This is a genomic window from Novosphingobium olei (genome assembly GCF_012927405.1).
Taxonomy (GTDB): domain Bacteria; phylum Pseudomonadota; class Alphaproteobacteria; order Sphingomonadales; family Sphingomonadaceae; genus Novosphingobium; species Novosphingobium olei.
Map to the genome: position 1 here is coordinate 302,796 of NZ_JABBGM010000001.1, position 11,105 is coordinate 313,900.

At 65.6% G+C, this 11,105-nt stretch carries 10 protein-coding genes; 1 reads left to right on the top strand and 9 read right to left on the bottom strand.

All coding sequences use genetic code 11. The features are described from left to right. Window positions 1-7: 7 nt before the first annotated feature. The 5 genes from HHL27_RS01360 to HHL27_RS01380 all read right to left on the bottom strand — a co-directional run bounded on the left by HHL27_RS01360 (window position 8) and on the right by HHL27_RS01380 (window position 6,632). On the bottom strand, window positions 8-2,188 hold the full coding sequence (locus HHL27_RS01360; RefSeq protein WP_206069313.1) for a catalase: 2,181 nt from the start codon (window positions 2,186-2,188) through the stop codon (window positions 8-10). 136 nt (window positions 2,189-2,324) lie between these two features. Next, window positions 2,325-2,540 (bottom strand): hypothetical protein, encoded by a 216-nt coding sequence (locus HHL27_RS01365; protein WP_169491576.1) that lies wholly within the window; start codon window positions 2,538-2,540, stop codon window positions 2,325-2,327. Between the two features lie 96 nt (window positions 2,541-2,636). Next, window positions 2,637-4,973: a beta-glucosidase gene (locus HHL27_RS01370; protein ID WP_169491577.1), complete on the bottom strand. Its 2,337-nt coding sequence runs from the start codon at window positions 4,971-4,973 to the stop codon at window positions 2,637-2,639. Next, window positions 4,970-5,527, bottom strand: coding sequence for an NAD(P)H-dependent oxidoreductase (locus HHL27_RS01375; RefSeq protein WP_169491578.1), 558 nt, complete (start codon window positions 5,525-5,527; stop codon window positions 4,970-4,972). Before HHL27_RS01375 ends, HHL27_RS01370 begins: the two co-directional genes overlap by 4 nt. A gap of 1 nt (window position 5,528) precedes the next feature. Then, entirely contained in the window at window positions 5,529-6,632 is a 1,104-nt protein-coding gene (locus tag HHL27_RS01380; RefSeq protein ID WP_169491579.1) for an LLM class flavin-dependent oxidoreductase, read from the bottom strand. Between the two features lie 171 nt (window positions 6,633-6,803). Here HHL27_RS01380 and HHL27_RS01385 point away from each other — a divergent pair, with 171 nt between their 5' ends. Next, window positions 6,804-7,469 (top strand): TetR/AcrR family transcriptional regulator, encoded by a 666-nt coding sequence (locus tag HHL27_RS01385; RefSeq protein ID WP_169491580.1) that lies wholly within the window; start codon window positions 6,804-6,806, stop codon window positions 7,467-7,469. A gap of 2 nt (window positions 7,470-7,471) precedes the next feature. On the opposite strand, the gene HHL27_RS01390 is transcribed toward HHL27_RS01385, so the two are convergent. The 4 genes from HHL27_RS01390 to HHL27_RS01405 are packed head-to-tail and all read right to left on the bottom strand — an operon-like array spanning window position 7,472 to window position 11,036. Next, window positions 7,472-7,861, bottom strand: coding sequence for a C-glycoside deglycosidase beta subunit domain-containing protein (locus tag HHL27_RS01390; RefSeq protein ID WP_169491581.1), 390 nt, complete (start codon window positions 7,859-7,861; stop codon window positions 7,472-7,474). Continuing rightward, window positions 7,861-8,781: an alpha/beta hydrolase gene (locus HHL27_RS01395; RefSeq protein WP_240959240.1), complete on the bottom strand. Its 921-nt coding sequence runs from the start codon at window positions 8,779-8,781 to the stop codon at window positions 7,861-7,863. The genes HHL27_RS01390 and HHL27_RS01395 overlap by 1 nt, the downstream gene beginning before the upstream one ends. Continuing rightward, a complete protein-coding gene (locus tag HHL27_RS01400; protein ID WP_169491582.1) occupies window positions 8,778-9,794 on the bottom strand; it encodes a sugar phosphate isomerase/epimerase family protein in 1,017 nt (338 codons plus the stop codon). The genes HHL27_RS01395 and HHL27_RS01400 overlap by 4 nt, the downstream gene beginning before the upstream one ends. Window positions 9,795-9,803: 9 nt before the next feature. Then, window positions 9,804-11,036 (bottom strand): MFS transporter, encoded by a 1,233-nt coding sequence (locus HHL27_RS01405; protein ID WP_169491583.1) that lies wholly within the window; start codon window positions 11,034-11,036, stop codon window positions 9,804-9,806. Window positions 11,037-11,105: the final 69 nt, after the last annotated feature.

Genomic DNA, 11,105 nt, shown 5'->3' on the forward strand with positions numbered 1-11,105 from the left:
CGTCTCCTCAGGCGAGATCGCGGATCTTGGGTTCGCGGGCGAAGTGGCGGGCAGGGCCGACCTTCATCAGCTGTTCGTTGGGCAACACGCCTTCGTCCGGTTCGATCCCGGCTTTTTCGAGGATCACCTTGGTGCCGTTGCAATGGGCGATGGTCTTGCAGTGGCCATAGGCATCCATGAACCATTGCACCGCCGCGCCCTGCTTGCTCAGCTTTTCCGCCTCGGCCGGCATCAGCACAGACGCGACCGCGTCGAACATGACCGAGGGCGAGCCGTCAAGCTTGCCATCGGCCTTGAGCGTGCCGCCCTTGACCTGCAACCCGCCGACCTTGGGCGCGACAAGAAAGACCGAGCCGCCGGCGGCTTCGACATCGGCCTTGAGCTTGTCGATCGTGGCCTTGTCCGATCCTTCGGCGAAGAGGATGCCGAGCTTGCGGCCTTCGAACGTGGCCTTGGCGTTCTTCTGGATCGAGAGCGCGTCCGACGGCTTCATTTCGACCGGTTCGCGCGCGGCGGGGGCCGCTTCGGGAAGCGGCATGGCAAGGCCATCGGCAACGCGCCGGGCGAGCGTTTCATCGACATTGCGCAGGCGCGAGAGCACGCGCGTGCGGACATGTTCGAGCGAAACCTTGGACAGTTCGAAAACCAGCGCCGAGGCGATGTGCGCCTGTTCGCTGTCGGTCTGCGAGCGGAAGAACAGCCGCGCCTGGCTGTAGTGATCGGCGAAGAGTTCGGCGCGGACGCGGACCTTTTCGGTGGGATCGTTGCGTTCGGCGTTCGCCTCGAACGAGGAGAAGCCCGTGGCGGGGCAGGCGCGCGGGCCGTTGGGCTCCCCTGCTTCGTCAAGCGAGTTGGGTTCGTAGTTGGCGCGGCCGGTGGGGACCAGCGTCTGCATCAGCCCGTCGCGCTGCATGTTGTGGAACGGGCACTTGGGCGCATTGATCGGGATCTGGTGGAAGTTGGTGGTGCCAAGCCGCGACTTCTGCGTGTCGAGATACGAGAACAGGCGGCCCTGCAGCAGCGGATCGTTCGAGAAGTCGATGCCGGGGATGACGTTGGTGGGCAGGAATGCGACCTGCTCGGTTTCGGCGAAGAAGTTGTCGACATTCCGGTTGAGCGTCATGCGGCCGATGATCTGGACCGGCACATCCTCTTCGGGGATCAGCTTGGTGGCATCGAGCACGTCGTAGGGCTGCGCGGCGGCGAAGTCCTCGTCGAACACCTGCACACCGAGGTCCCATGCCGGGAAGCTGCCGGCGTCGATGCTTTCGAACAGGTCGCGACGGTGGAAATCGGGGTCCGCACCGGCAATCTTCACCGCTTCGTCCCAGATCAGCGATTCCATGCCGAGCACCGGCTTCCAGTGGAATTTGACGAACTTGCCTTCGCCGGCTGCGTTGACGAAGCGGAAGGTGTGGACACCGAATCCTTCCATCATGCGCAGCGTGCGCGGGATGGCGCGGTCGCTCATCGCCCACATGATCATGTGCAGCGATTCTGGCATCAGGCCGATGAAGTCCCAGAAGGTGTCGTGCGCGCTGGCGGCCTGGGGATAGCCGCGATCGGCCTCCATCTTCACCGAATGGACCAGGTCGGGGAACTTGATCGCGTCCTGGATGAAGAACACAGGGATATTGTTGCCGACAAGGTCCCAGTTGCCCTGATCGGTGTAGAGCTTGACGGCAAAGCCGCGGACATCGCGCGGGGTGTCGACCGATCCGGCGCCGCCCGCGACGGTGGAGAAGCGGACGAACACCGGGCAGGTGGTGCCCTTCTTCTGGAACAGGCCGGCCTTAGTCAGTTCGGGGATCGCCTTGGTCACCTCGAACACGCCGTGCGCGCCCGAACCGCGCGCATGGACGATGCGTTCGGGGATGCGCTCGTGATCGAAGTGGAAGATCTTCTCGCGCAGGATGAAGTCTTCGAGCAGCGTGGGCCCGCGTGCGCCGGCCTTGAGGCTGTTCTGGTTGTCGGCGATGCGATGGCCGAAATTGTCGGTGAGGTAGGCGGCAGGCGGGCTGCCTTCTGCAGCGTTCTGGTGAAGTTCGCCCGCGTTGCCGGCTGCATCCTTGTGCGAGGTGGCGATGCCGCCGGGCTGATGATCTGCCAGCGCGTTGTCGAGCGCGGGGGCTGCGGGTTCACCCTGGGGGCGGGTGGGAGTGCTGGCGGCTTTGGTTGGTTTGGCCATCGAGAGGTCCTTGCCTTTGGCGCGCGCAGCACCCCGCAGGCAGGCGCGCTACGTGGCGGCCTGCCCCATTTGACGGAGCACGACGAACGGAAATGAAATAAGCCTGGCCGGCTATCGAGCCCGGCCAGCGTGCTGATCAGGCGGGCTGGCCGGTGCGAGCAGCCTGCTTTTTCTTGAGGTGGCGCGAAACAACCCAGCCACCGGCAGCAGCCGCGGCAAAGCCCAACGGCCCCATGCGACGCAGCGCAGTTTCGGCGACCAAGCCGATGACCGCTCCGGTGCCACCATCGACACCAGGCGTGCGCGAAGCGATTTTCTTGCCGATCAAGGCGGAAACGATCTTGCCAATCATAGTGTCTTCCCTTTGCCCGCCCAACCCCCACCAAGGGGGTTTGGTTCCTTCAGCCGGGCAAAGGGATTGCGCGTAGAGGCCGCGCCGGCCGCCAGATCAGGCGGCCGGGAAATCGACGATGAAGGCTTCGTCTTCGGCCGAACGGCCGATACGGATGGCAATGCCGTCTTGCGCGGCAATATCGCGCAGGATGTGCTGATGGGGGCGAAGAGCAACTTCGCCGCTTTCGCCCGGTGCCAGCGTGATCCGGGCATGGCCGACAAGCGCGAACGGGCTGTCGACGAGATAGGCCTGCACGACTTCTGCACCCATGCGCGCGCCGGTGTTGGTAACCGGCACGTGAATCAGCCCGCCTTCCACACGCGGTTGACCAAGCGCGAAGGTGGTATAGCCCTGGCCCGCGCCGAACGGGAAAAGCGCCGCGGTGCCCCGCGCGCGCAGCCCGCGATACCCCAGCAACAGCCGTTCGTTGTAGGCGAGATCGCCACCGGGCGCTGGCTTGAGGTCGAAGGCGGGATAATCCGCCTCTTCGCGTGCGAGCGTAACCGGCAGGCGTCCGCCCGGTTCGCGCGTGCCGAGCAGGACATCAGTCAGCGCGGTGCCGAACGCTTGCCCCGGATACCACGCGACGAGCAGGGCGGCGGCATCGGTCGCGAAGTTCGCATCGAAGGCATGGCCGACGTTGACCACGATCGCCGTGCGCGGGTTGGCGGCGAGGACCGCTGCGGCAAGGCGCAACTGGCCGGAATCGAGCCGGGTATCGGCGCGGTCCTTGCTTTCGACGCTGGCATCGGCGGTTTCGCCCAGCATCAGCACGACGGCATCAGCCTTGCGTGCGGCTTCGACCGCGCGGGCGAGCATGGCATCGGGCGTATCGGGCGCGCGCACGCCGTACCACAAGCCTTGCGCGCGGGCCGGGGCGAAGCGGAAGACCACATCGACCGCGACCCGCTGCCCGGCTTCGAGCGCGAGATCGGCATGCGCGGCATCGCCAGCCTTGAGCACACCCATGATATCGGACGCGGCGGGCTGTTCCTGGCGCACCACGATCGGCACGCCATCGACGCTCAACGATACGGGACCGGTTGCCCCGACATAGAAGCGGTGCAGCCCGCTGGCCGCCGCGACGTACCATCCGCGCGCGCGCACCGCCCCGGCTTCGTTGAAGCGGGCCTGTTCATGGACGCCGTGGAACCAGACCAGCGAATTGGTCGCGCGGGTTTCGCGGGTGAGTGGCTCGGCGGCGATATCGTGCCCGGCGAAGTATTCGACGGTCATGCCATCGCTGCAGCCATCGCCAAGATCGACCATCGGCGCGACGGGCAAGGAAGGCAGGCGCGGCTGCGGATCGACACCGGGTTCGTGAAGGATCGTGGCGCGTCCGGCGAACGCGGTTTCAAGCGCCTGCAACGGCGTAGGGGCGTCGGGGGTAACGGCAATGCGCGCGAACGTGCCGCCCTGATAGCACGGGGCGGTGGCGTTGGGGCCGATCACCGCGATCGTGGCGAGATCGGAGGCGAGCGGCAGCAGGCCGTCGTTGCGCAACAGGACCATCCCCGCCGCAGCCGCTTCTGTCAGCATATCGTCCGCATCGAGGTCTGCCGGGGTCTTGGCGCCGCCGAAGCGGCGGGCGAAACGCATGACGCGGTCGGCCGCATCGGCGAGGCGTTCGGCCGGAACTTCGCCGCTCGCAACGGCATCGGCGGCCTTTGCGCCAAGGAAGCGGGCGGGGCCGGGCATTTCCAGATCGAGGCCGGCGTTGAGCGTGGGCGCGGTGGAGTGCGTGGCGAAGAAATCGCTCATCAACACGCCGTCATAGCGCCATTCTTCGCGCACGATGCGCAAGGGTTCGCTTGCTTCGGCACACCAATCGCCGTTGACGCGGTTGTACGCGGTCATGATGCCGCCGCAGCCCGCTTCGCAGCACAGCTCGAAGGGCAGGAGGTAGACCTGCCGCAGCGTGCGTTCGTCGATCACCGCGTTGAGGGTATCGCGCTCGGTCTCGCTGTCGTTGCACACGAAGTGCTTGGCGACCGCGCCGGTGCCAGTGGACTGGATGCCGCGCGTCCACGCTGCTCCGCACAGCCCGGCGAGCAGCGGATCTTCCGAATAGTATTCGAACGCGCGGCCCGCGTTGGGGCTGCGCGCAAGGTTGACGTTGGGGGCGAGCAGCGCATCGACGCCGCGCCCGATCGCATCGTTGCCGACCAGCGCGCCGACCCGTTCCAGCAGATCGAGATCCCAGCTGGCCCCAAGCGAAACCGGCGCAGGGGTAAGGATCGAGACATCGCGTTCATCGATGCGGCCGCTGGCCACACCCATCGGACCATCGGCCATGGCAACTTCGCGCAGGCCCAGTTCGGGCACCGCACCGGTGGTCCACATCGTGGCCCCGGCGGTGAGCCGGGCCTGTTCTTCAAGCGAAAGGGTCATGCCGGGACCTTGCCAAATGCCATGATCTGCGTTGCCTGTGCTTCAACCGCGCCGGCGATGTCGTCATCCGCCAGCGATCCATCGGCGGCGAAGGGGCGCTGCACCACCGAGTTTACCGCAATGCCGAGCGGCGTGGGCCAGCCGCGCATCGCATGAACGATGCCGCGCAGCGCGCCGAGCGTGACGCCGGTAGCCTGCCAGCCGGCGGCGCTGACCACCAGACCCACGGGGCGCCCGTCGAAATAGGGCCGGGCATCTTCGCGCAGGTCTTCCAGAAGGTCGATCGCGTTCTTGACCAGACCCGATACGCCGCCGTGGTATCCGGGCGAGCCGATCACTAGCGCATCGCACGCGCGCACGGCTTCGACCAGTTGCGCCTCTGCCTGCGTCCGCTCACCTCCCTGCGGATCGAAGTGGGGCAGGGCCGCCAGAGTCGATCCCCCGAACAGCTGCGTCTGGGCACCCTTGCGCGCGCAGGCGGCGAGTACCGCGCCGACGAGGCGCTCGGTGCTCGATCCATCGCGCAGGGTTCCGCCGATGCCGACGACCTTCACCTTACAGCCCCTTCAGCGCCGGAATGACCTTTTCGCCCATCAGGCGCAGGGTCTGATCGCCAAGGCGGAGCCGTTCTTCGGTGAGCGGACCGGTGGTGGTGCCGCACAGCACGTTTCCGATGCCGAGTTCGGCATAGGGCTTGAGGTGTTCGATCACGGTTTCGGGCGAACCGTAAAGGCACCAGGTGCCGATCCAGTCGTCGGTCAGCGCATTGGGTGTGCGGTCGGTCTTGGTGTTGGCCTCGTTGCTTTCGGCGCGGGCGTTGAATTCCGCCTCGCGCTCGACCGCCGCCTGGTAGGACTTGAGGATCACTTCCAGTTCCTCGCGGGCCTGTTCGTCGCTTTCGGCGACGTGGACCGCCTGATAGGTGTGCGTGGTCCACGACAGCGCGTCCTTGACCACCGCGTCGCTATGGCCGGCGTCAAGCAGCATGCCCTTGTAGATATCGAAGTACTTCTTCACGTGGACGAAGGGTTCGGTGCCGCCGATCTTGGGCGGGGTGAAGGCCGGGATGAAGGCGGGCCAGCCATTGACGGCGGCACGGCGGGCGCTCGCTTCCTTCATCGCCACCGGCATCAGGCGGGCATGGTTTTGGCCGTAGGGCGTGGGCGTGATGCGCTGCAGCACGCGGCCTTGGTAGGGGCCGTTGTCGATCAGCACGGCCGGGTCGTCCATTCGCTTGGCCCAGAGCTGCTCGGCGATTTCGAGGTTCTTTTCGGCGAGCGGGCTGGCATCGCGGTAATCGACGTTGAAGCCGATCATTTCTTCCGGCGTGGTGCCCGAACCGACGCCGACCAGCAGCTTGCCCTTCGTCAGGTGGTCCAGCACGTTGACGCGTTCGGTGAAGCGAACGGGATGATGCAGCGGCACCGACACGACCGAGAAGCCGAAGTGCATGTCGGGCAGGCGCGCGGCGAGATAGCCGGCCAGGATGAAGCTGTCGCTGGCCACCGGCATGTAGCCGTTGAAGTGGTGGTCGGGCATGAACACGGCTTCGAAGCCGCTTTGCGCGGCAAGCGTTGCGTGATCGACGAGATCGGTGATCAAGCGGCCATCTTCGGCCGGGCTCATCGAACGAGCGTTCAGGAACACGGAAAAGCGCATCGATTCCTCCCCACAGGTAACAGACCGGCAACCGGCAAGGGCCTTGCCCGCGGGCAGGATTCGTGCTCCTGCGGGGGTGCCGTCAAAATCGAATTAGAACGCCAATTCTGATTTGTCCATGGCTAAATCGGAAGCGTTGACGCTGCCGCTTCGGCCTGCAAAGGAAACCGCATGTCCAAGGAAGCTCCTGCGGAAGCAGGCCTCGCCACCAATGTGCGCGCTCCGCAGCAGGGCCGAAGCAAGGCAAGCTTCGAGCGGATGCTGGTGGCCGCCGAGAACCTGCTGGCCAGCCGTGGATCCGACGAATTCACGCTCAACGAGGTGAGCAGGACCGGCAAGGTTTCGATCGGGTCGATCTACTGCCGCTTCGACAGCAAGGACGCTCTGATCCACGCGGTGCAGTTCCGGGTGCTGGGCCGTGTCAACGAGGAGATGCTGGCGCAGATCGCCATCGCGCGCGAGGACGCCAGCGATCTTGCCGATCTGGTCCGCCGGCTGGTCGATGCCGTCGCCGAAACGCTGCGCAAGCATGCTGCGCTGATGCGACCGCTGATGGTGCGGGCGAGTTCCGATCCCGTCGTCGCGCAGACCGGCAAGCAATTCTATGCGGAATCGGCCGAGGCGTTCATCACCGCCGTGCTGGCCCGGCGGGAAGAGATTCGGCACGAGGATCCGATCCGCGCGACGGAGTCCGCGTTCCGCATCCTTTATGCGCCGTTCGCGCGGCATCTCGGCTTCGGTTCCGCGATCGAGGCGGCGTGGGAAGGCGACTGGGTCGTGCTGAAGGAGGATATCTCCCGCATGATCGCCGCCTTCCTCCAATCACCGCCGCGCTGAGTTCAGGCGAAGTCCACCTGCTTTTCGTCGGTATTGAACGACGGGAAGGGCAGGTACGAAACCCGCAGCTTCTGGACGAGACCGAGCGTGTGCGCCCCCTTGGGGAAGCCGCCTTCGCGCGACACCAGGATCGTCGCCGGAGTTCCGAAGGGCCAGCGTCGGTCAAAGGCGGTTTCCATCTCGTCAAGCGAGATCGGGCCGTTGCCTTCGTCGAAGCGGACCGCATCGCGCGGCAGCGTCTCGCCATCGACCGAGACGTTCAGTTCCTCGATCATCGAAAGGCCGAGGCCGCGATAATAGCCGAGCTTGGATTCGAAAGCGAAGCCGGTCGGCGCGTCGGCCGGGCCGGTGTTGCGCAGGGTGGCGGGGTCGATGATGTACTTGTCGAACATCAGTTCTGGTCCTTGATCAGGCCGCGAACCTTGAGCCAGGCAAGCATCAGGTCGGGCCACTGGGAGGTGGTGTCGTCGCGGTTGCCCAGGCCGAAGCCGTGGCCGCCGTGGTCGAACAGGTGGAATTCGATCGGCTTGCCGGCCTTGCGGTAGCTGTCGACCAGGGCGGTCCGGCCGCCGGCCATGCCGATCAGGAAATCGTCGGCAGCTATGCCCACGAACATCGGCGGCGCGTTGTCGGGCACCGTCATCGGCCGCATGTTGGGATAGATCGGCGCGACGAAGGCCGGCATGTCGGCGCCCGCATGTTCGACCACGCTGCGGGTCAGGAATCCGCCCGCCGAAAAGCCCATGAAGCCGATGCGCGCCGGGTCGATGCCATAATCGGCGGCGTGGGCGCGGACATGGCGCAGGGCGGCGAGGCCATCGGCCAGTGCTTCGGGCGGGGTATCGTCAGGCGGGCCGAAGCCGACCTTCTCACCGCGGATAGCCCCGGCGAGCTTGTCGGCGAACTCGCTTTGCGAAACCGGCGTCGGCAGCACGCGGTACTTGAGGACGAAAGCGGCGATGCCATGGTTGGCGAACCAGCGGGCAACGTTCCAGCCTTCCTTTTCGATGGCCAGGCCAAGGAAGCCGCCCCCCGGCGCAATGATCACCGCCGCGCCGGTGCCGCGTCCCACGGGCAGAAACGGATTAAGCGTGGGGCGCGTGACATTGCGCACCGCCAGTTGCCCGGCGTCGGTGTGCCAGATTTCGCGATCGGGACCAGGGGTGGCCGTGGGCAAGGCGAGGGCGCCGGGCTGCGCCGGCGCGGGCACGGTTTCGCGGGCCACCTCCGGCATGCCCGCCTGGGCTGCCGCCGGGTTGGAAAGCCCCAGCGCACAGCTGGCGAGCAGCAGGAGGCTAAGCTGCCGCATCATGCCGCAGCCATCGCGCCGTACTTGGCCTCAGCCTCGGCGATCAGGCGCTCAAACATCGCGTGCTGGCGGCGGACCTGCTCGCGGCTGTCCACTTCCATCACGTCCTGAATCCAGCGGTTGCCTTCGTATTCGCTCGAAAGCGTGCCTTCCCAGCCGCACTTGACCAGTTCGGGGATCACTTCGTCGTAAGCGATCGCCGGGTCGGTGCAGTCCTCGTTCATTTCGTAGAACTTGGCCTGGATGTGGCGGAAATAGGGGGCGTAATCGCCGATCCGCTTGGGGTTCGCATAAGGTGCATGGCGCAGCGTTTCGGCCATCGCCACTTCGGCCTTGTTACCGCCCATCTTCACCGCGACTTCGTAGATGGTGTATTCGGCCATGATCTTGGCTTCATGGCTGTCGACGATGAACTGCGCGACTTCGGGCCGCGCGCCCTGCCGCTCGAAGCGGGCGCGGAAGGCGGGCGGATAGTGCTTCATGAAGATGCCCATGTCGGGCAGGATGCCGAGGTGCTTGGTGCCGAGACGATCGGCTTCGTCGATCGTCCGCAGGATCCAGGCATGTTCGAGGTGCCACGGGGCGTGCACTTCGACGCCCATGTGCACGTCCAGTTCTTCGGCATAGGGCACGCAAGCGCCAAGGATGTCGGGACGCACGAACACCAGCACGCGCATGTTCCTGATGCCGAGCCGGTTGCACAGGACGAGGTCGCGGCGGATGCTCTCGACCTGTTCGTCGTCGGTCATCAGGCGGTCCTTGCGGACCTTGGTATCGAGGAACATGTCATAGGCGGTGAAGTGCGCGCCGTGACGCGCCAGCATCGCCTTCCATTCCTCCACCTGCGCATCGGACAGGTTGGGGAAGGTGGGCATGTTCTGTTCGGGCAGGATCTCGATACCGTTCGCGCCGATCGACGTGGCGAAGGACACGCAGTCCTCCACGTTCATCCGGCCAAGGAACAGCTCTTCCTGGAAGCTGTAAAGGCTGACGCCTCTTTTGATCTTGGATGTCATGGTTAAAGCTCAGGCTCCGGCTTGGAGGGCGGCCGCATCGGTGCGACGCGGCGCGAAAAGGAAGAAGGCGAGCGCGGCAACAACGAGGCCGAGCAGGCCAGCGACGAAGAACGCACCCTGCATCGTGCCGGTCGCCTGCCGGATCAGGCTGACCAGCAGCGGCGAGGAGAACTGGCCGAAGAAGAAGCAGGCAGTCCACACCCCCATGCCGCGACCGCGATGTTCGAACGGTAGCTTGGACTGGGCGAGGGCGATCAGTGTCGGTACTGCCATGCCGGCGCCGGTCTGCTGCACGGCCATGGCGGCCACCATCCAGCGCCAGTCGTGCGCGATGCCGATCAGCGTAAGCCCGGTGGCGATGAGGCCGAGGAACAGCGCGAGCTGGAAGCGCGAGCCGAGCTTGCCGGTCAGCCAGAAGATCACCGCGCCGACGATGACGAACAGGCTGGGCAGGGTGCTCAGGCGGCCGATCTCGCCCGAATCCTTGACCCCCAGCTCCTGCCAGACGATGCCGCCGTTGATGATGAAGACATAGTAGAGCGAGGCGCCGAACAGCGTGATCGCGGCGTATCCCAGGACGTTTCGCCACGGGAACGCCGTCCGCGCATCCTCGCCGATGCCCAGCATCCGGCGGGCATTGGCATCGCTCTGCGGTTCGAACAGGAAAAGCCACATCGCGATGAAGATCGGGAAGCCGACGGTGTAGATCAGGAAGATGGCATTCCAGCGCATCGCGGTGAGGTAGCCCGAGGCAAAGATCACCGCGCTGCCCAGAAACGGGCCGGCGATGCCCTGGATGGAGAGCCAGCGATGGCGGCCGGCTTCGTCCCAGTAATCCCCGATCAGCGTGTTGAGCGTGGTCAGGATTGCCGCTTCGGACACGCCGAGCAGCAGGCGCGAGGCGTAGATGGCGTTCAGATCGTCGAGGAAGAAGGGCGCCGCGCCGAAGAAGCCATACGTCAGCGTCGACACCAGCAGCAGCTTGCGCCGGCCATAGCGATCGACCAGCCAACCCGCGAACAGCGCCAAGAGCGCGATGGTGAGCCCTGGTGCGGACACCATCGCCGGCACCTTGACCATCGCGGCCGGATCATCGTGGAAATGGGCGATGATCGCGGGTACGGCAGGGAACATCGAAACTATCGCGATGATCGGCAGGAATCCCGCGATGACGACGATCATGCCCTGAATAAGGCCAGGCTGGCGGGCGCCTGACACGGTGGCGCTTTCTGGGGCTGACATCGACCTCTCCCGGATTCGCATTGATCGCGGTCAAATTGGAACCGCTATTCTGGTTTTATGGTATCGCGC